The sequence below is a fragment of the Dyella halodurans genome (assembly GCF_026283925.1).
In the GTDB taxonomy this organism is placed as follows: Bacteria; Pseudomonadota; Gammaproteobacteria; order Xanthomonadales; family Rhodanobacteraceae; genus Dyella; species Dyella halodurans.
Window position 1 is genome coordinate 37,502 of sequence record NZ_JAPDPF010000001.1, and the last position, 19,418, is coordinate 56,919.

17 protein-coding genes are annotated in these 19,418 nt (G+C 64.3%); 8 read left to right on the top strand and 9 right to left on the bottom strand.

The genetic code is table 11. The features are described 5' to 3' along the window. Positions 1 to 32 precede the first annotated feature (32 nt). The 3 genes from OUZ49_RS00175 to OUZ49_RS00185 all read left to right on the top strand — a co-directional run bounded on the left by OUZ49_RS00175 (position 33) and on the right by OUZ49_RS00185 (position 5,149). Positions 33 to 497: a MarR family winged helix-turn-helix transcriptional regulator gene (locus OUZ49_RS00175; RefSeq protein ID WP_266147854.1), complete on the top strand. Its 465-nt coding sequence runs from the start codon at positions 33 to 35 to the stop codon at positions 495 to 497. Between the two features lie 324 nt (positions 498 to 821). Then, on the top strand, positions 822 to 1,952 hold the full coding sequence (locus OUZ49_RS00180) for an efflux RND transporter periplasmic adaptor subunit (RefSeq protein WP_266147855.1): 1,131 nt from the start codon (positions 822 to 824) through the stop codon (positions 1,950 to 1,952). Between the two features lie 92 nt (positions 1,953 to 2,044). Beyond that, positions 2,045 to 5,149 carry an efflux RND transporter permease subunit gene (locus tag OUZ49_RS00185; RefSeq protein WP_266147856.1) on the top strand — a complete coding sequence of 1,035 codons (3,105 nt, stop codon included), beginning with the start codon at positions 2,045 to 2,047 and terminating at the stop codon, positions 5,147 to 5,149. A gap of 81 nt (positions 5,150 to 5,230) precedes the next feature. Here OUZ49_RS00185 and OUZ49_RS00190 read toward each other — a convergent pair whose 3' ends face one another. The 3 genes from OUZ49_RS00190 to OUZ49_RS00200 all read right to left on the bottom strand — a co-directional run bounded on the left by OUZ49_RS00190 (position 5,231) and on the right by OUZ49_RS00200 (position 7,991). Then, positions 5,231 to 6,670: a M20/M25/M40 family metallo-hydrolase gene (locus OUZ49_RS00190; protein ID WP_266147857.1), complete on the bottom strand. Its 1,440-nt coding sequence runs from the start codon at positions 6,668 to 6,670 to the stop codon at positions 5,231 to 5,233. A 127-nt stretch (positions 6,671 to 6,797) separates the two neighbouring features. Continuing rightward, positions 6,798 to 7,208 (bottom strand): large-conductance mechanosensitive channel protein MscL, encoded by a 411-nt coding sequence (mscL, locus tag OUZ49_RS00195; protein WP_266147859.1) that lies wholly within the window; start codon positions 7,206 to 7,208, stop codon positions 6,798 to 6,800. A gap of 96 nt (positions 7,209 to 7,304) precedes the next feature. Beyond that, positions 7,305 to 7,991: a fumarylacetoacetate hydrolase family protein gene (locus tag OUZ49_RS00200; protein WP_266147861.1), complete on the bottom strand. Its 687-nt coding sequence runs from the start codon at positions 7,989 to 7,991 to the stop codon at positions 7,305 to 7,307. A gap of 230 nt (positions 7,992 to 8,221) precedes the next feature. Between OUZ49_RS00200 and OUZ49_RS00205 the strand changes: the two genes are divergently transcribed. The 4 genes from OUZ49_RS00205 (at position 8,222) to OUZ49_RS00220 (ending at position 12,736) form a co-directional block, all read left to right on the top strand. After that, complete coding sequence (locus OUZ49_RS00205) at positions 8,222 to 9,469, top strand: efflux RND transporter periplasmic adaptor subunit (RefSeq protein WP_266147862.1); 1,248 nt, start codon at positions 8,222 to 8,224, stop codon at positions 9,467 to 9,469. 76 nt (positions 9,470 to 9,545) lie between these two features. After that, positions 9,546 to 10,232, top strand: a complete 687-nt coding sequence (locus OUZ49_RS00210) for an ABC transporter ATP-binding protein (RefSeq protein ID WP_266147863.1) — start codon at positions 9,546 to 9,548, stop codon at positions 10,230 to 10,232. Between the two features lie 10 nt (positions 10,233 to 10,242). Then, positions 10,243 to 11,409: an ABC transporter permease gene (locus OUZ49_RS00215; RefSeq protein WP_266147864.1), complete on the top strand. Its 1,167-nt coding sequence runs from the start codon at positions 10,243 to 10,245 to the stop codon at positions 11,407 to 11,409. Positions 11,410 to 11,419: 10 nt separating this feature from the next. Beyond that, positions 11,420 to 12,736, top strand: a complete 1,317-nt coding sequence (locus tag OUZ49_RS00220) for an ABC transporter permease (protein WP_266147865.1) — start codon at positions 11,420 to 11,422, stop codon at positions 12,734 to 12,736. A 149-nt stretch (positions 12,737 to 12,885) separates the two neighbouring features. Here OUZ49_RS00220 and yedA read toward each other — a convergent pair whose 3' ends face one another. From yedA to OUZ49_RS00235, 3 genes are all read right to left on the bottom strand, one after another. Continuing rightward, positions 12,886 to 13,809, bottom strand: coding sequence for a drug/metabolite exporter YedA (gene yedA / locus OUZ49_RS00225; RefSeq protein ID WP_266147866.1), 924 nt, complete (start codon positions 13,807 to 13,809; stop codon positions 12,886 to 12,888). A gap of 136 nt (positions 13,810 to 13,945) precedes the next feature. After that, positions 13,946 to 14,827, bottom strand: coding sequence for a methylated-DNA--[protein]-cysteine S-methyltransferase (locus tag OUZ49_RS00230; RefSeq protein WP_266147867.1), 882 nt, complete (start codon positions 14,825 to 14,827; stop codon positions 13,946 to 13,948). Between the two features lie 158 nt (positions 14,828 to 14,985). Next, complete coding sequence (locus OUZ49_RS00235; RefSeq protein WP_266147868.1) at positions 14,986 to 15,255, bottom strand: hypothetical protein; 270 nt, start codon at positions 15,253 to 15,255, stop codon at positions 14,986 to 14,988. Between the two features lie 78 nt (positions 15,256 to 15,333). Here OUZ49_RS00235 and OUZ49_RS00240 point away from each other — a divergent pair, with 78 nt between their 5' ends. Further along, positions 15,334 to 15,678 carry a Rieske (2Fe-2S) protein gene (locus OUZ49_RS00240; RefSeq protein WP_266147869.1) on the top strand — a complete coding sequence of 115 codons (345 nt, stop codon included), beginning with the start codon at positions 15,334 to 15,336 and terminating at the stop codon, positions 15,676 to 15,678. 16 nt (positions 15,679 to 15,694) lie between these two features. Here the strand turns inward: OUZ49_RS00240 and OUZ49_RS00245 are convergent, their stop codons facing one another. From OUZ49_RS00245 to OUZ49_RS00255, 3 genes are all read right to left on the bottom strand, one after another. Next, a complete protein-coding gene (locus OUZ49_RS00245) occupies positions 15,695 to 17,512 on the bottom strand; it encodes an SLC13 family permease (protein WP_266148612.1) in 1,818 nt (605 codons plus the stop codon). Positions 17,513 to 17,844: 332 nt separating this feature from the next. Next, positions 17,845 to 18,561, bottom strand: a complete 717-nt coding sequence (trmB, locus tag OUZ49_RS00250; RefSeq protein ID WP_266147870.1) for a tRNA (guanosine(46)-N7)-methyltransferase TrmB — start codon at positions 18,559 to 18,561, stop codon at positions 17,845 to 17,847. An 8-nt stretch (positions 18,562 to 18,569) separates the two neighbouring features. Next, on the bottom strand, positions 18,570 to 19,370 hold the full coding sequence (locus OUZ49_RS00255) for a thiazole synthase (protein WP_266147871.1): 801 nt from the start codon (positions 19,368 to 19,370) through the stop codon (positions 18,570 to 18,572). Between the last annotated feature and the right edge of the window lie 48 nt (positions 19,371 to 19,418).

Here is a 19,418-nt window from a genome sequence, read left to right on the forward strand (position 1 = left end):
ACACTTGGACAGCGCGGATCGACAGCACCCCTATGACTAAGGTGGAAAATATCTCCTTTGGTTATCTGTTGAACGATGTGACCTTGCTGTTTCGCAAGCACTTCGACCGACGCGCCGTGAAATTCGGGTTGACTCGCGCGCAATGGCGGGCCACCAAGATGTTGTATTACCGCGAAGGCTTGCGTCAGACCGAGCTCGCCGATCTGCTGGAAATGGAGCCCATCGCCGTCGGGCGAGTCATCGACCGCCTGCAGGCGGCCGGCTTCGTCGAGCGGCGCCCGGACCCGAAGGATCGTCGCGCCTGGCGCCTGTACGTGACCGATCAGGCGCGTGGCGTGATTGCCGATATGGAGCTTATCGCCCAGGGCCTGCGCAAGGACGCCACCGTGGGCATCGACGTCGCCGAGATGGAACAGGCCATGGGCGTGCTGAACCGGATCAAGGAAAACCTGCAGGCGCTGGATGCCTCGTCCGCGGAGGACGAGCAGGCATCGTAATCCCATGTCGGTGCGGCCTGCTGGCGTCCACAGCATGGTCGTGCAGGTCGGAACAGGATTCGCCATTGGTATCTCAACCAGCGGCGCGCGTAATGTCCTGCGATCAGATCGGCTCACGGCTCGCACGCATGCCGCATAGTGGAGTGTTTGCCAAGTGCTGTCGGTCGTGCCGTTCGACGGTGCCGACTACCGCACAATGTCCGATGCGGCGCGCTGTTCCATGCAAAGAGGGGAGTGGCGCACCTTCTGTGGCATATATCGAGTCGATACCGTGGCGCGCGGCCTCCAGCCGAGCCCAGTCCGCGGACGATGGTCGGAGAACTCATGCAGCGTACGTCCCGTAGGAAATCCGTCTTGCTTGTCGCGGTGCTGGTTGCGACGGCTTTGGCCGTCCAGATGTTCCGCGGGAATGAGCGCGCTGCCGCCAAGACGCCTGCGGCGCCTGCCGTGGTTCCGGTCAAGGTGGTGAGTGCGCACCGCGGCGATCTCGACCTCACGCTGAAGGTGATTGGTCGCGCCGAGGCCTTCTCCACGGTCAATGTGCAGGCGCGTGTCAGCGGCCAGCTGCAATCGTTGCTGTTCATCCCCGGCGCCCACGTCAAGAAGGGCGACACGATCATCCGCATCGACCCCAGCCTGCTGCAGGCCCAGCTCGACCAGGCCCTGGGCAACCTCGCCAAGGACCAGGCGCAGCTGGCCAATGCCGAAACCGTGCTGAAGCGCTACCAGCCGCTGCTTGGCAAAGGTTATGTAGCACAGTCCGATTACGACACCTACAAGGCCAACCAGGGCATTTATCAGGCATCGGTAAAGTCGGACCAGGCCGCGGTGGAGCTGGCGCGCACCCAGCTCAGCTACGCGCAGATCCAGGCGCCGTTCGACAGCGTCGCCGGCGCGCCGTTGATCTATCCGGGGGCGCAGGTGACGGCAAACGACACGTCCATCGTGGTGCTGAACCAGATTCGCCCTATCCACATCACGTTCTCCATTCCGGAAACCGGGCTGGCGGGAACCAGGGCCGCCATGGGGCGTGGCATGGTGGCAGTCACGGCCAGCATTCCCGGGACTAAGGCGGCTCCCATGCAGGCCGACCTGGACTTCATCAACAACGCCGTCGACCCCACCACCAGCACGATCCAGCTCAAGGCCCGTTACGACAATAACGACGATCGGCTCACGCCAGGTCAGTTTGTCGAGGTCGTCTTGCCCACAACGCGCTTGACCAACGTGGTGACGGTGCCGGTGGTGGCCTTGCAGAATTCGCCCTTGGGCAGCTTCGTCTTTGTCACCGATGCCGACGGCACGGTGCAGCAACGCATGGTCACGGCTGGGCCTACCAGCGGCTCGCAGGTCGTGATCGAGAAAGGCCTGCTTGGCAATGAGCGGGTGGTGACCGATGGCCAGCTGTTGCTGGTGGATGGCGCGCACGTGCGTATCGTTACCGACAACGGATAAGCGCCTGTCATGCCAACTCCTTCGACCCACTCCGCGTGTCCATGTCGTGGCGACGCGTCGCCGCTTGAAACTGCCGTGAAGGAAGCTGGTGCATGAACCTGCCTGCGCTTTGCATCCAGCGGCCGGTGATGACGACGCTGTTGATGATCGCCTTGCTCGTGTTCGGCATCGTGGCTTACCCGAAATTGCCGGTCAACGAATTGCCCAACGTCGACTTCCCGACCATCACGGTCAGCGCGAGCTTGCCCGGTGCCGCGCCGGAAACCATGGCGACGGCCGTGGCCACGCCGCTGGAAAACCAGTTGTCGACGATCGCGGGCATCCAGTCGATGACCTCCACCAGTGCCTTGGGTGGCACGTCGATCACGCTGACCTTCGAGCTGGACCGCAATATCGACGGTGCGGCGCAGGACGTGCAGGCGGCCATTTCCGCAGCGCTGCGCCAGTTGCCCACCAGCATGCCGACGCCGCCGACGTTTCGGAAGGTGAATCCGGCGGATGCGCCAATCATCTATCTCACCCTGCGTTCGAAAACCCAGCCGCTTTCGGTTGTCGATGACTACGCGGAGACCCAGCTGGCCCAGCATCTGTCGATGATCGATGGCGTGGCCCAGGTGAATGTGTACGGCGCGCAGAAGTATGCCGTGCGCATCAGCGTGGACCCGCAGAAACTGGCGGCCAGCGGCATCGGCATCGATACCGTGCAAAACGCGATTGCCAACGCCAACGTCAACCTGGCGACGGGCTCGCTGAACGGCAATCGCCAGCTGCTGTCGATTCGTTCGGACGGTCAGCTGCAGCGCGCCGACCGCTACAACAGCATCATCGTCGCCTACCGCAACGGTGCACCGGTGCGCCTGTCCGACCTGGGCAGCGCCGAGGACAGCGTGCAAAACGACCAGGTGGCGAGCTGGTACAACGGCGAGCGCGCGATCATCCTGGCCATCCAGCGCCAGCCGGGTTCGAACACGGTCGCCACCATCGATCGCATTCGCGCCGCGTTGCCCCAGTTCGAAGCGACGCTGCCGCCGTCGGTCAAGATGGCCGTGCTGTACGACCGCTCGGATTCGATTCGCGCCTCGGTTGACGATGTGCAGTTCACCTTGCTGCTCGCAGGCGTGCTGGTGGTGCTGGTGATTTACCTGTTCCTGGGCAATGCGTCGGCTACGCTGATTCCGGGCCTCGCCTTGCCGGTATCGATCGTGGGTACGTTCGGCGCGATGTTCGCGCTCGGCTACAGCCTGGACAACCTGTCGCTGCTCGCGCTGACCCTGGTGGTCGGCTTCGTGGTGGACGACGCGATCGTGATGCTGGAGAACATCGTGCGGCATGTCGAAGACGGCATGAATCCGTATGAGGCATCGCTCAAGGGCGCGAGCGAGATCGGTTTCACGATTTTCTCGATGACGCTGTCCCTGGTCGCGGTGTTCCTGCCCGTGATGTTCATGGGCGGCATCGTCGGTCGCCTGTTCCACGAGTTCGCCGTGACCTTGAGCGTGGCCATCCTGATTTCCGGCTTCGTCTCGATCACGCTGACACCGATGCTGTGCAGCCGCTTTCTGCGCCATGCCGAGCACGAGAAGAAGGCGCGCGTGGTGCTCTGGTTCGATCGCGGTTTCGAGCGCGTGCGACAGGGGTATGCGCACAGCCTGGCATGGGCCGTAAGGCACCCGCGTTCCATTCTCGGTGTGTTCTTCGGCAGCCTGCTGTTGACCGGCGTGTTGTTCGTGGTGGTCGACAAGGACTTCATCCCGGCCGGTGATTCCGGCCAGCTCAATGTGAATGTCGAAGGTCCTGACGATATTTCGGTCAGGGGCATGGGACAGCGTCAGCAGGCGTTGGCGGCCATCGTGGCCAAGGATCCGAACATCGATGCCTACATGTCATCGGTAGGCAGCGGTGGCGCGCGTACCACTACGAACAACGGCTCGATCCTGCTGCGGCTGAAGCCGGCCAGCGAACGCGCGCTCGATCCCAACGGCATCATCCAGGAGCTGCGCAAGAAGTTTGCGGAGGTTCCGGGCATTCGCGCCTATATCCAGAACCCGCCGTCGATCCAGGTGGGTGGCCGCCAATCCAAGGCGCAGTATCAGTACACCTTGCAGTCCATCGATATGGAGGCCTTGTATAGCTGGTCGGGCAAGGTCATCGACGCGTTCAGCAAATTGCCCGGTTTCCAGGATGTCACCAGCGATCTGGACCTCAACGGCCCATCGATCGTGGTCAATGTCGATCGCGACAAGCTGGCCACGCTGGGGCTGACCATGGATCAGGTGCAGACCGCGCTTGGATCGGCGTTCGGCGCGAACCAGATCTCCACGATTTATGGTGCGTCATCGCAATACTGGGTGATCCTGCAGGTCTACTACGCCCTGCAAAACGACGCCGACGTGCTGTCGCAACTCTATGTCACCTCGAGCGGCGGTACGCTGGTGCCACTCAATGCGGTGGCGAGCTTCGAGCGCAAGCCCCAGGCACTCACCGTCAATCACCAGGGCCAGAGTCCGGCCGTGACGGTGTCGTTCAACCTGGCGCCAGGCGTCAGCCTCAGCCAGGCCGTGGCGAGTATCGACGGCGCGATGAAGAAGATGGACTTGCCGCCATCGATCACCGGCAGCGTGCAGGGTACCGCGCAGGCGTTCCAGGACTCGATGCAGGGCATGGGCCTGTTGCTGGTGCTGGCCTTGTTCGTGATCTACCTGGTGCTTGGCATTCTGTATGAGAGCTTCATCCATCCACTGACCATCCTCTCGGGCCTGCCTTCCGCAGGTGTTGGCGCGCTGTTGACCTTGATGATCTTCCGCGCGCCGCTGGACCTGTTCTCCTTCGTCGGCATCGTCATGCTGATCGGCATCGTGAAGAAGAACGCGATCATGATGATCGACTTCGCGCTGGAGCGGCAGCGCAACGACGGCATCTCGCCAGCCGAGGCCATCGTCGAGGCCTGCCATGTGCGTTTTCGACCGATCATGATGACGACGATGGCTGCCTTCGCCGGCACCTTGCCGATTGCCCTGGGCCTGGGTGCGGGTGCGGAGACGCGTCGTCCCCTCGGGCTTGCCGTGGTGGGTGGCCTGCTTGTTTCGCAAGTGCTCACCCTGTACCTGACGCCGGTGATCTACCTGTACATGGATCGCTGGAGCGAACGGCTCTCGAGCAAGCGCCGTCTTCCACAAGTGAGTCCTGCCCACGAGTAAATCGACGGGCGGACGTCGCGTCACCAACAAAAAAGGGCGGCCCGGAGGCCGCCCTTTTTGTTGCTCGCTGGCTAGGGTGGATCAGTCTTCGGCAGCGTCGTTGGCGAAAGCGCCCGCTGCCGATCCGAAGTCGCCATTCGCTTGCGCCGCCATATACGAGAAGGCGGCATAGACTGCGACGTTCTGCGCCAGCTCCTTCGGGTCGATCTTGTCGAGTGTGTCGTTGGCGGTGTGGTGGAAGTCGAAGTAGTCGGTGCCGTCCTGGGTCAAGCTGAGAGCGGCCATGCCCTTGGCGTGCATCTGCGACAGATCGGAGCCGCCGCCACCCGCCATCTTGGCGTCATAGGCCACGCCGATCGGCGCCAGCACCTGGGCCATCTGCTCGATGGCGCCGCGGGCCTCGGGCTTCACGCTGGCACTCATGCGCCATACTTTGCGTGCACCGAAATCGGATTCGGTGCCGAGCTGGAACTTGGCGACATCGGCGCCATGCTTTTCCGCATAGGCTTTGCCGCCCCACAGCCCCATCTCTTCGTTGGCGAAGGCGATGACGCGGATGGTGCGGTCTGGGCGCTGCGGCATGTCGCCGATCAACTTGGCTGCGGCCATGGCGATGGCGACGCCGGCGCCGTCGTCGATGGCGCCCGTGCCCGGGTCCCAGGAATCAAGATGGCCACCGATGGCGACGATCTGCTCCGGGTGCTTCTTGCCGGTGAACTCGCCGATCACGTTGGCGCCCGTATACGTGCCGGTGATGCCGCAATCGAGGTCCAGCTTGATGCTGACCGGCTTGCCAAAGGCCAGCACGCGGGTGAGCTGGTCGGCATCGGGATTGGAGAGTGCGGCGGCGGGGATGGCTTCCTTCGGATCCTTGAAGCCGGTCACGCCGGTGTGTGGCGTACGGCTGTGGGCATCGGTGCCAGCCGAGCGCAGCAGGAAGGCAGCGGCACCCATCTTCGATGCAATCACCGGGCCGCCCACGCGGATGGCCGAACCGATGGCGTAATCCTGGCCGTCCTTGTGACGTTCCATGCGGGCGTCGACGTAAACGATCTTGCCCTTCACGCTGGCCGGATCAGCCTTATTCAGCGCATCGAGGCTGTCGAATCGCACCACCTCGGCGGTGAGGCCGCCCTTGGGGGTGCCGGACGAATAACCGAGCGCGATCAGGGCCAGCGGCTGCGGAAACGGCGCGACGATTTCCGCGTGTTCGCTGCGACGCTCCCACAGGGGATAGCTGACCTGCTCGGTATAGACCTTGTCAAAACCAAGGGCCTTGAACTTGGCGATGGCCCATTCGCGGCCGCGCTGGTCTGCCGGGCTGCCGGCGAGACGGGGACCGACTTCGGTCGTCAGTGACTCGACGATCTGATAGCTGGTGTTGTCGTTCATCGCCTTGTCGCGCAGCTGTTCGGCCGCCTTTACGGCTGCAGCAGGGATGGTGGTCTGGGTAGCGGCACTGGCGTTGCCAACGGCCAGGATCAGGCTGGCGGCAAGCACGGTGAGGGGCAGGCGGCGCATGGGGAACTCCTTGGGCGGAAACGACGATTATGGCGTGCCTGCCCCGTCGCGCTTAGGCCAGAAGTCATGCCGGTGCCAAAACCACAGCGGCCGCACGGGGGCGGGCCGCCGTGGATGATCGCGGGCCTTATGGCCTGGTCTTGAGCAGGTCGCGGATTTCGGTAAGCAACACCACATCCGCCGGCGGTGGCGCTGGCGCGGCTTCCTGGCGGCGGGTGAGCCGGTTGATCGCCTTGACCACCAGGAAGATGGCGAATGCGATGATGATGAACTGGATCAGCGTATTGATGAAGGCGCCATAGCCGATGGCCACCTCGGCCACCTTATGCGCCGGGTTGCTGTTATCGGCCGGCTTGAGCACCCACTTCATGTCGGAGAAGTCGATGCCGCCGGTGAGGGCGCCGATCGGCGGCATGATGATCTGGTCGACCAGCGACGTCACGATCTTGCCGAACGCGCCGCCAATCACCACACCGACGGCAAGGTCGATGACGTTGCCGCGCATGGCGAATTCTTTGAACTCTTTCAGCATGCTCATGCTGCACTCCCTCGATAAGGCCGTGGATGGCGAGGGAACTCTAACGCAGCATGGGCCGGCCGCGACAGAATCGCGACCGGCAGGGCGGTGCGTTGTTCAGACGACCCGGCCGTCCAGTGTCGCCACGCCCGCGACCTCGGCGTGGAAGCGGTCGCCCCGCTGCAGCGCGGATACGCCCGCCGGCGTGCCGGTAAAGATCAGGTCGCCGGCTTTCAGTTCAAACAAGGTCGACAGGATGGCGATGATTTCCGCCACCCCATGCACCATCTCGCCGAGCCTACCCTGCTGGCGCAGCTGGCCGTTGATGCTCAGGCTGACGCTGGTGTCGTCGCTCAAGCCGACCTGGGCAGCCGGCCGCAAGGCGGATACCGGCGCGGAGTGATCGAAGCCCTTGGCCACGTCCCACGGATGGCTCTTGGCTTTGGCGATGGCCTGCAGGTCACGGCGGGTGAGGTCCAGGCCGACGCCATAGCCCCAGATCAGCGAGGCGGCGCGTTCCCGCGGAATGTCCCGGCCGCCAGCCCCCAGCGCGACCACCATTTCCACCTCGTGATGGAGGTCCTGGGTCGCCTGCGGGTAAGGCACGTCTGCACCGTCGGCGACGATGGCGTCGGCCGGCTTGCAGAAGAACATCGGCGTGTCCTTGTCCACGGTCGCGCCCATTTCACGGGCGTGTTCGGCATAGTTGCGGCCGATGCAAAACACCCGGCGGACCGGGAAGCGCTGGTCGCTGCCAAGGATCGGCAGGCTCGGAATCGCGGGGGGCGTGATGGCGTATGACATGGTCGTGCAAGATTAGCAGTTCAGGCTGGATTGCTCCCAGTGAGCAGGCAAGCTTCACGTCAGCTTTTCTCCAGCCGGACTTGCGAGTACAAACGGCGGGGTCACCCGGCGGCACGCCGCTGGTGACAGCTGTCATCGTCGATGCCTGATGGCGTGCCCTGGTTGCGCAGTGGCCGTTCCATCATGGTGTTGCACACGGAACAACCGGCAGCCGCCGGCGGGGAGCCATTGTGGCGAATACGGATCTTTTGAAGGAACTGCGCATCGAGAAGCATCAGCGCGAGGAGCATGGCCAGGGATCGGGTCGTTGGCCGTGGATCGTCGCTGTTGCCCTCCTGTTGTTGGTGGTGCTCGGACTCGGCGGCTGGTGGCTGAGCGCTGGACACGCAGTCGAGGTGCAGACCGCCCTGGCCCAGTCGCCCGCATCGAATGCGGGCGCCGGCGCCGTGCTGCAAGCCACCGGCTATGTCACGGCACGCCGCCAGGCGACGGTGTCGGCCCAGATCACCGGCACGCTGACGCAGGTGCTGATCGAAGAGGGCGATCACGTCAAGCTGGGGCAGATCGTGGCCCGTCTCGACGATGCCCAATACAAGGCCGCGCTGGAGGCCGCCCGTACCCAGGCCGCTGCTGCGCACGCGCTCGTGGCGCAATACCAGGCGCAGCTGGTGCAGAACATCAAGGATGCGTCGCGCCAGGAGTCCCTGGTCGGCAAGGGACTGGTGGCGGCACAGGCGGCGGAACAGGCGCGCACGCTGGCCGATACGACTCGCGCCCAGCTGGTCTCCCAGCAGCGGCAGGCCGATTCGGCGGATGCCCAGGTGGTGGAGGCGCGCGTCAATTTCGACTACTGCGTGATCCGTGCGCCGTTCGACGGCGTCATCACCACCAAGGACGCGCAGGTGGGCGAAATCATCTCGCCGTTTTCGGCCGGCGGTGGTTTCACGCGCACGGGCATAGGCACCATCGTCGACATGGATTCGCTGGAAGTCGACGTGGACGTCAACGAGGCGTATATCGGTCGGGTGAAGCCGAACATGCCCGCCGAGGCCGTGCTCGATGCGTATCCGGACTGGAAGATACCGGCCCACGTCATCGCCATCGTGCCCGCGGCGGACCGCGGCAAGGCCACCGTGAAGGTGCGCGTGGCCTTGGAACAAAAGGATGCGCGCATCGTGCCCGACATGGGCGTGCGCGTATCGTTCCTGGAACAGAAGCAGGCGCATCCGGCGGCCCAGGCTCCACAAGGCGCGCTGGTGCCAGCGGCAGCCATCGCGCAGCGCGATGCGCGTGCGGTGGTCTTCGTCGTCAGCGGCGAGCTTGCGCAGGAGCGTACGGTGACGCCAGCAGCATCGAGCCAGGGCGACCTGCGCCTGCTGACTGCCGGCGTGCAGGTCGGTGAAACGGTGGTGGTATCGCCGCCGGCGGCATTGAAAGACGGTATGCGCGTCGTCGCAACCGGCAAGGCGAAGAACTGAGCGGGCAGGGAATTGCCGCGCATGACTGAGCGCATCGCTAGTCGCGATGCTACAAATCCGCATAGGGAGCACACGCATGGGCACGTTGATCGAAACCCGCGACCTTTCCAAGGTGTACGAACGCGGTAAGCAGAAAGTCGAAGTGCTGCATCACATCAACCTGGATATTGCCGAGGGCGATTTCCTCGCCCTGATGGGGCCGTCGGGCTCCGGCAAGACCACCTTGCTCAATCTCATCGGTGGCTTGGATACACCGACCGGCGGCAGCATCACCGTGGCCGGGCAACGGCTCGACCAGCTCAGCGGCGGCACGCTCGCCAAGTGGCGCGCAGCGCACGTCGGCTTTGTATTCCAGTTCTACAACCTGATGCCGATGCTCACGGCCCAGCGCAATGTCGAACTGCCCTTGCTGCTGACCAAGCTTTCCGCGGCGCAGCGGCGCAAGAACGCGTCCATTGCGCTGCAGCTGGTCGGACTCGCGGATCGCGCGACGCACAAGCCCAGCGAGTTATCCGGTGGCCAGCAGCAGCGCGTCGCCATTGCGCGTGCCATCGTTTCGGACCCCACCTTGCTGGTCTGCGACGAGCCCACCGGCGACCTGGATCGCCAATCGGCGGAGGAAGTGCTTGGCCTGTTGCGTCTGCTCAATCGCGAGCATGGCAAGACCATCATGATGGTTACGCATGATCCCAAGGCAGCCGAGTACGCGAACCACACCCTGCATCTGGACAAGGGCACCCTGGTCGAACAGGCCATGGCCTAAGGAGGCGGCGATGAAATATCTCCATCTCATCTGGGCTGCGCTGTTCCGGCGCAAGGCCCGCACGATCCTGACCCTGGTCTCGATCATCGCCGCGTTCCTGTTGTTCGGCATGCTCGATGCGGTGCGCACCTCGTTCAACCAGGCCGGCCAAAGTGCGAATGGCGCACAGCGCCTGCAGACGGGCTCGAAGCTGTCGTTCATCCAGACCTTGCCGCAGTCGCTGGAGGCGCAAATTGCGCAGGTGCCCGGCGTGAAAATGGTCACCTATGCCAACTGGTTTGGCGGAGCCTACCAGGATCCGCACAACCAGGTTTTCAGCTTTGCAGTGGAGCCGAACTACATCGATCTGTATCCCGAGATCGAGGTGAGCCCGGCCGAGCGCAAGGCCTTCGACGACACGCGTACCGGCGTGCTGGTGGGTGAAAAACTGGCGCAACGCTTCAACTGGAAAGTCGGCGACAAGATCCCGCTGCAGTCGACCATCTTTCCCAATCGCGAAGGCAGCAAGAACTGGACCTTCGACATCGTCGGCATCATGCACTCGAAGGATAAGAAGGCCGGTGGTTTCTACGATCAGCTGCTTTTGCTGCACTGGAAGTATTTCGATGAAACCACGCCGTTCAATCGAGGCACGGTCGGCTGGTATGTGACGCGCGTAACCGACGTGAATCAGGCGGACCGGGTGGCCAAGGCGATCGATGCGATCTCGGCCAACTCCGACCACGAAACGCGCACGCAGACCGAACAGGCCGCCACCGCGAACTGGATGAAGCAGTTGGCGGACATCGGCCTGATCGTCGGCTCGATCATGGGTGCCGTGTTCTTCACCCTGTTGCTGCTGTCCGGCAACACCATGATGCAGGCGGTGCGCGAGCGAACCAGCGAGCTGGCGGTGCTCAAGACCATCGGCTTTTCCAATCACAGCGTGTTGGCGATGGTGCTGGCCGAGTCGGTGCTCTTGCTGCTGCTGGGCGGTTGCATCGGACTCGGCCTGGCCACGTTGATCATCCCGACGATCAGTGCGGGCAGCGGGGGCATGTTGAACCTCGGTGCCGTCAGCGGCAGCAGCTGGCTGCTCGGCATCGTCCTGATGGTCCTGATCGGTCTGCTGGTAGGTGCGTTGCCGGCGCTGCGCGCCATGCACCTGAATATCGTCGACGCACTGGCAGGACGCTGAGGAGACCGACATGAGCCTATTGACGAATTTCCTGTTGTTGCTGCTGGTCGTCGCCGTGATGGTCATCTGGGTGATGCTGCCCTGGTACGGCGTGGTGGCGCTTGCGGTGCTGTTTGCCGGCTGGATGATGTTTACCCGGCGTGGACAACAGGCGGCCTCCGTGGCCGGCGTTGGCATCAGCACGCTGGGTCAGCGTATCGGCTCATCGGCCGTGATCGTGATCGGCATCGCCGGTGTGGTCGGCGTGCTGGTCGCCTTGCTTGCCATGGGCGAGGGTTACGCCGAAACGCTGCGCAAGACCGGCAGCGACGATACCGCCATCGTGATGCGTGGATCTTCCGCCGCCGAAGTGATGTCGGTGCTCGATCACGACAGCGTGACGCTGATTCCGCAGGCACCCGGCATCTTCAGGGACGCCAAAGGACAGCCGATCGCCTCGCCCGAACTGGTGGTCGCGGCGAATCTTCCGCTCAAGGGTGGCAGCGCTGACGACGAAGGCAGCGTGCAGCTGCGCGGCGTGAGTGAGCAGGCGTGGGCGGTGCGCCCGAACGTGAAGATCGTGGAAGGGCGCAACTTCCAGCCCGGTATGCGTGAGCTGGTCGTGGGCAAGGGCGCGGCGAAGGAGTTCGCGGGCCTTGAGCCTGGTCATACGATCCATCTGGGCAACCAGCAGTGGACGGTGGTGGGCGTGTTCTCTTCCGGCGATGCGATGGACTCGGAAGTATGGGGCGATGCCAACGTGGTGGCGGATACCTATCGCCGTGGCAGCAGCCGTGCCTCGGTGACGGTGCGGCTGACCGATCCCAAGGCCTACGACGCGTTCAAGGCCGAGCTCGATGGCAATCCGCAGTTGAAGGTGGACGTGGACACCACGCTCGACTACTTCAGCAAACAATCGGAAGGCATGACCAAGGTGATCCGCATCGTCGGCATCACGGTGGGCCTGATCATGGCGATCGGTGCGATGTTCGGCGCGCTCAACACCATGTTCGCTGCGGTCGCCGCCCGTGCCAGGGAGATTGCCACGCTGCGGGCGATCGGTTTCCGTGGCGTGCCGGTGGTGGTCGCCGTGATGCTGGAGACCATGCTGCTTGCCTTGATCGGCGGCCTGCTTGGCGGCTTGCTCGCGTGGTTGATCTTCAACGGCTATAGCGCGTCGACTTTGGCGGCCGGCACCGTGGGCAAGCTCAGCTTCGAACTGCGGGTGTCGCCGACCTTGCTCTGGACCGGCCTGAAATGGGCACTGGCCATCGGCTTTATCGGCGGCCTGTTTCCTGCCGTGCGGGCGGCGCGCTTGCCGGTGACCACGGCTTTGCGGGAACTGTGATGATGAGGGCGTGCCGGTGCTTGTCGGCGCGCCCCTTCTGCAACCATCAACTGGCGTGGTACGGATTGCAGAACTTCAGACGTCGCGTGCTCGCAAGCCGCCTCTCAGCGCGGGTGTTGCCGGTGGTGTCCTGCGGTCGAGATAGGGATTCAGCGGGTGACGCGACGTTGCCTGGCCAGGGTGATCGCACCCACGCCAAGCAGGATGATGGCCATGCCGACCAGATCATACGTACCGACATGTTCCCCTAGCAGCATGACGCCAAACAGCACCGCCACGGGTGGGTTGACGTAGGCGTAGCTGGTGGCCAGTGCCGGGCGCGCGTGCTTGAGCACGTAGAGATAGGCGCTGAACGCGATGATCGAGCCGAACACGGCGAGATAGACCACGGCGGCGGTTGCGCGCATGGTGGGATGTGCCGGCAGGTGTTCGCCGCTGCCAAAACCTACCAGCATCAGCGCCACGCTGGCGCACAGCATCTGCGCAGCGGTGTTCATGGGTCCCGCAGGCATGTCCTGGCGACGGCTCCAGACCGAACCGAAGGCCCAACTCATCGCGGCAACCAGCAAGGCGATCGCACCGATGCGCGAGCCGGAAAGACCGCTGCCCAGGTTCAGCACGACCACGCCGACAAAGCCGATCACCAGGCCGACCGTTTCCCGGCGCGACGGCCATTCGCCATACATGCCGGCGAACATTGCGGCAAACAGCGGCATGCTCGCCACCGCTACGGCGGCAATGCCCGAGCTCACGCGCTGCTCGGCGAAGCAAACCAGTCCGTTGCCGAAGCCAAGCAGCAGCACGCCGGTAAACGCGGCATTACGCCATTGGTGCAGCGTCGGTGCCTTCATGCCACGCAGGCGCAGGAAGGCAAACAAGGCCACACCTGCACCGAGAAAGCGGATGCCCGCCAAGAGGAAAGGCGGGTAGCTCTCCAGCGCGACGCGGATGCCGAGATAGGTCGAGCCCCAGATGACGTAGAGCGCAAACAGCGCCAGCGGCACGAAAACGCGCATGTCCGCGACAGGGGCAGGCGCCGCCGCAGCGGCGGATGTCATGGCAGTGTTGTTCATGGGCTCGAAGCGCGGGGAAGCATCACGGGGGGATGCACGCCATAGTCTACAGGGCTCACAACATATTCCGGTCCGGACGCGGGCAGAAGCGAGACCTGTACAAGGCTGATTTGAGATTTCCTCAAGTCGCCTGGGGCTATGCGACGGCTTTACGGCGTGCTTGACGGTGCTCATCGCACTGTTCGCTCGCCAGCAATTCTCGCTTTCGCTCCACGCCCCAGCGCCAGCCACCCAACGAGCCATCCTCGCGCACGATGCGGTGGCACGGCACGATCAAGGCGAGGCGATTGCTGCCACAGGCGCGACCAATGGCGCGCGCCGCCTTGGGCATGCCCAGCTCGGCGGCGAGTTCACCGTAGCTCTTGGTGGCGCCGCTGGGTATGCGCGTCAAGGCCTCCCACACACGCCATTGGAAGGCGGTCGCGGCGACATCGAGCGGCGGTAGAGCGGGTGCTTCGGCGTCGTTCCAGCCCAGCTCGCTGGCAATGCGCGCTATGACCGCGTCCAGCCATTCCTCGCGGCCGGCGTCGACGCGCTGGCGCGTGGCCTGTGGGAATTCAGCGGCGAGACGTGTTTCCAGTTCCGCATCGTCGTCGCCAAGCGTGACGGAACAGATGCCGCGCACCGTGGTGGCTACCAGCAAGCGGCCCAGTGGCGTGTCGGTGGTGGTGTAGCGGATATCCGCACCGGCGCCACCGGCTCGATAGCTGGCCGGGGTCATGCCGAGCAGGCGATCGCTGTGCTCATAGACACGGCTACCCGAGCCGAAACCGGCGTCATAGACCGCGTCCGTCACTGCCGAGCCAGTGCGCAGCGCCGCCTTCAGCTGATCGAAGCGACGCGCACGATGATATTCGGCGGGACTCATGCCGTAGCGGCGGCGAAAGGCGCGCTGCAAATGCGTGGGGCTGAGCCTGGCCGCATCGGCCAGCACCTGCAGGGTGGGCGCCTCGTCGGCGCGCTCCACCAGCAAGCGGACATGTTCCAGGGCGATTTCGGTGGCGCTGCGTGCAGTCATGGCGGCATCCGCAAAACGAATGCCCTCAGGCTAGTCGCCGCCTGGGGCGATGACCATCCGGATCTTGCGCGGGGCAGGGCCGAGCCGACATGCCGGGGCCAACGCGTGGCGCTCGCCCGTTTCATGTAGCCTCGCCGTTGAGGCGGGAGCGATGCTGCTCAACGCACCGCGTGACGACGCTGGTTCAGGACCACGAACTCGCCCTCGATGACTTCAGGCTGATGCGGGCGGCCTGCCACGGAAGCCGTGGAACGGCTGCGGGACCAGTGGCGCAAAGCGAACACGAGGCTGCCGCCGACCAGCAGCACGCCGGCAACGACCAGTCCAAACACCATCAGCACACCGACCAGCGCCAAGCCGACGATGAGTGACAGGGCGCGAACCAGCGGGTGACGGGAGCGACGTGGCATGGGCATCGAAAAGCGCATGTGTTAAAAATCCGTGTGGTAAAATCAAGGACTTACAGGCGCAACGATGGGGCCTTAGGGCTAAAGAGGCAAGTGCCGATGGATGCAGCTACTCCCGACCAGGCGCTTTGCCGACTGGACGATATTCCCAATGGTGGCGCGATTGCCGTCGATGCCGTGCTGCGTGACGGCGAGGAAAACGTGATCGTGCTGCGTCGCGATGACGCAGTGCGCGCTTACCTCAATATCTGCCCGCACGCAGGCCGCCGGCTGGACTGGGCGCCCGGCAGGTTCCTGATCAAGGACAACCTGCTGATCTGCGCCGCCCACGGCGCCTCGTTCAACGAAAGCGACGGTCTTTGTGTAGGCGGCCCATGTCGCGGCGACCATCTCCGCGCAGTAGCGTTGCGGATCGACGACGGTGAGGTTTATCTCGAAGGTTGAAGCGTACGCGCTGCGATCAGTGGTACATCAAGTTGATCGCCACCAAGGTGATCACGAGCACGATCGCTGTAAGCGGCAGCCCGACGCGCAGGAAATCCTTCGCGCGATAACCGCCGGGGCCGGCGACCATCATCAGGGCAGGGTGGCCGGAGCTGAGCAGGAAGGTATTGGACGAAGACACCGCGACGATCAACGCATACGCCGACGGGTTGCCGCCGGTGGCGACGGCCACGCTGATGGCGATGGGCACCATCATCACGGTGGCGCCGACGTTGGACATCACCTGCGAGAACATCAGGGTAAGCACGGCCAGCGACAGCTGCAGGATCCAGTGCGAGGTATGACCCAGGTGCTGCAGCACGCCCTGCGCCAGCCACGCGGCCGCGCCGGTGGCGTCCATCGACCAGCCCAATGGAATCAGGCAGGCGGTGACGAAGATGGTCTTCCAGTTGATCGCCTTGTACGCCTCGTCCATGTTCAGCACGCCGGTGAGCAGCATGCCGACGGCGCCGGTCATCATGGCCACGGACAGGTCGAGATGGGTGAACAAGGCCAGGCACTTGGCCAGCACGAAGAAACCTACCGCCTGCCAGACCTTGCCCGGGCGCTGTTCTTCTTTCGGGATATCGGTGACCACGACGAGGTCTTTGTCCTCGGTGGCCAGGCCTAGATCGCGCCAGCTGGAATGCAAGACCAGCGTGTCGCCTGCGCGCAGGCTGACCGAGCGCACGTCGTCGCGATAAACCTGGTCGCCGCGGTTCACCGCCAGCACCGAGATGCCGTAGCGCTTGCGCAGGCGCAGATCGCCGACGGACTGCTTGAGGAAGCGCGAGCTGGGCGGAATCACCGCTTCGGAAATACCCGCACGGGTGGGATTGAACAGCTCACCCAACTGGCGCATGCGCGGCGACAGCTTGCACAGCTGGTTATTGGCGAACTGATTGAGCTGTTCGCGTGGCCCCAGCACGCCGAGCACGGAGCCGACCCAGATGACGTGGTCTGCCGGCGGCGCCATGCGCGCATCATTGCCGCTCTTGATGGCCAGGATCAGCGGCGCACCGTAGAGCTGCTCGACTTCGCCGATGCTCATGCCGACCAGAGGGCTTTCCGCGGTCACGGTAAGTTCGGCGGTTTCGCCAACGATGCCGTAGGTGTCGGCAAAATAGCTTTCGGTGCGGCCGGGTGTGACCTTGAGGCGTTCGTCCTCGCGCTCGGGCAGCAGCTTCTTGCCGAAGAAGTAGAAGAAGCCGACACCGGTCAGCGCCAGCACCAGGCCCACGGGCGTGACGCTGAACAGGCCGAACTTGGGAATCGTGTGGGCACCCGCCGGCAGGTTGGCGTTGGCGCTGGCCACCAGGTCGTTGAGCACGATCAGCGGCGAGTTCGCGATCAGCGTCGTGTTGGTGGCGGCCAGGATGCAGAACGCCATTGGCAGCAGCAGTCGTGAGATCGGTACGCCGGTACGTGCAGAGAGGCGGCTGGTCACCGGGATCATCAGGGCGGCGAGCGCCTGGCTGGGAATGACGGCGCTGAACAGGCTGGTGACGAGGTTGATCACGAGGCCCAGGCGCGACTCCACGCCGCGCGCCATGCGCATCACGAAGCTGGCGGTGAGGGTGAGTACGCCGGCGCGATCCAGGCCTGCACCCATGATCATGATCGCGATGATCGCGATGACAGCGTTACCGGCGAAGCCGTTGAAGACGCGCTCGGAGGGAATCAGGCCGGTGAGGCCGATCACCACCACGACCAGCAAGGCCACCATATCGGCGCGGATCCATTCCAGCACCAGCATCAGCATGGTGAAGCCCACCAGCCCGAGCACCAGAATCATTTCGGGGGTGAGCGAGAGACCCACTAGCGCGCATCCCCCTGCCGGGCTGCCTTGCGATGGATGGTGCTGGGCAGTGGAAGCTTCACGCTGCGACGACTCGTCCCTGTTTGAGGGGCGAGTATAAGCGGGTCGTGATGAGTGCTGGTGAACTGAGTCCGCACTAATGAAGCCGCGCATTCCCTCTCCCCTCGGGGGAGAGGGCAGGGTGAGGGGCGGGTGCTCGCGACAGCATTGCTCATGGCGAGCTTGAAGAAGTCGGATTTGAAGGACCGCGGCCAGAGTGTCCCCTCACCCCAGCCCTCTCCCCGGAGGGTAGAGGGAGTAGAGCAAGCTCAAGCGATGCGGTACAGCAGGTCCCACACCCCATGGCCAAGCTTCAGGCCGCGGCGCTCGAAGTGGGTCTCGATGCGCCAGGCCGGCTTCTCGGCGTACTGGCCGGCACCAAGGTCGTTGCGCCAAGCCGGCGCCGCTTCCATCACTTCCAGCATGTGCTCGGCATACGGCTGCCAGTCAGTGGCCAGGTGCAGCAGGCCGCTGGGCGCCATGCGCGAAGCGAGCAGGGCGACGAATTCGGGCTGGATGATGCGGCGCTTGTTGTGGCGCTTCTTGTGCCAGGGGTCGGGGAACCAGATACGGGCCTCGGCCAGTGTGCCGGCGGGCACCTCGTGCTCCAGCACTTCCACGGCATCGTGTTTGTACAGGCGTACATTGCTGGCGTCACGCGCGGCCAGCGCGTTCATCAGCCTGCCCACGCCCGGACCATGCACTTCCACGCCGATGAAATCGCGCGCCAGGTCATGCTCGCTCGCCCAGGCCAGGGCTTCGCCGTTGCCAAAGCCGATCTCCAGCACCAGCGGCGCCGTGCGGCCAAAACGAGTGGCATAGTCCTGCGGCGCGCGGGTGTAATCGATGCCGTAGCGAGCCCAGTGCTCGTCGAAGGCGCGCTGCTGGGCTGGCGTCATGCGGCCTTCGCGCAGCACGAAGCTGCGGATGCGGCGCATATAGCCAGGGTGCCCGGCGTCCTGATCGTGGTCGTGCGTGTCGCTCATGCGCGGAATCAGCCGATGGTGCCGTCGATCGGCGAGGAGGCCGAGGCGAAACGCTTGCGCGGGATGCGTCCGGCCTTGAAGGCGGCACGGCCGGCCTGGATTGCCAGCTTCATGGCGTGTGCCATCAGCAGCGGGTCCCTGGCGCCGGCAATGGCGGTATTCATCAACACGCCGTCGCAGCCCAGCTCCATCGCGATCGCCGCGTCCGAAGCGGTGCCCACACCGGCGTCGACGATGATCGGCACCTTCGCGTTCTCGATGATTTCCAGCAGGTTGTAGCGGTTCTGGATGCCCAGGCCCGAGCCGATCGGCGCGGCCAGCGGCATCACCGCCACGCAGCCGATCTCTTCCAGGCGCTTGGCCAGGATCGGATCGTCGCTGGTGTAGACCATCACGTCGAAACCATCGGCCACCAGGGTTTCTGCGGCCTTGAGCGTCTCCACGACGTCGGGGAACAAGGTGCGCTGGTCGCCCAGCACTTCCAGCTTCACCAGCTTGTGGCCATCCAGCAGCTCGCGAGCGAGCTTGCAGGTGCGTACGGCGTCCACGGCGTTGTAGCAGCCGGCGGTGTTCGGCAGCAGGGTGAATTCCTCGGGCGGCAGTGCGTCCAGCAGATTGGGCTGGCTGGCATCCTGACCGATGTTCACGCGACGGATCGCCAAGGTGACGATCTCGGCGCCGGCGGCCTGGGTGGCGCGGCGGGTTTCGTCGAAATCCTTGTACTTGCCGGTGCCGGTGAGCAGGCGCGAGCCATAGCTTTTGCCTGCAATGATCAGCGGATCGGCGGAATCGAGCGTCTTGATGTTCATCGTGATGTCTTGGTCTGCGGGCAACGCCACGGTGGCGCCGCCAGGGGG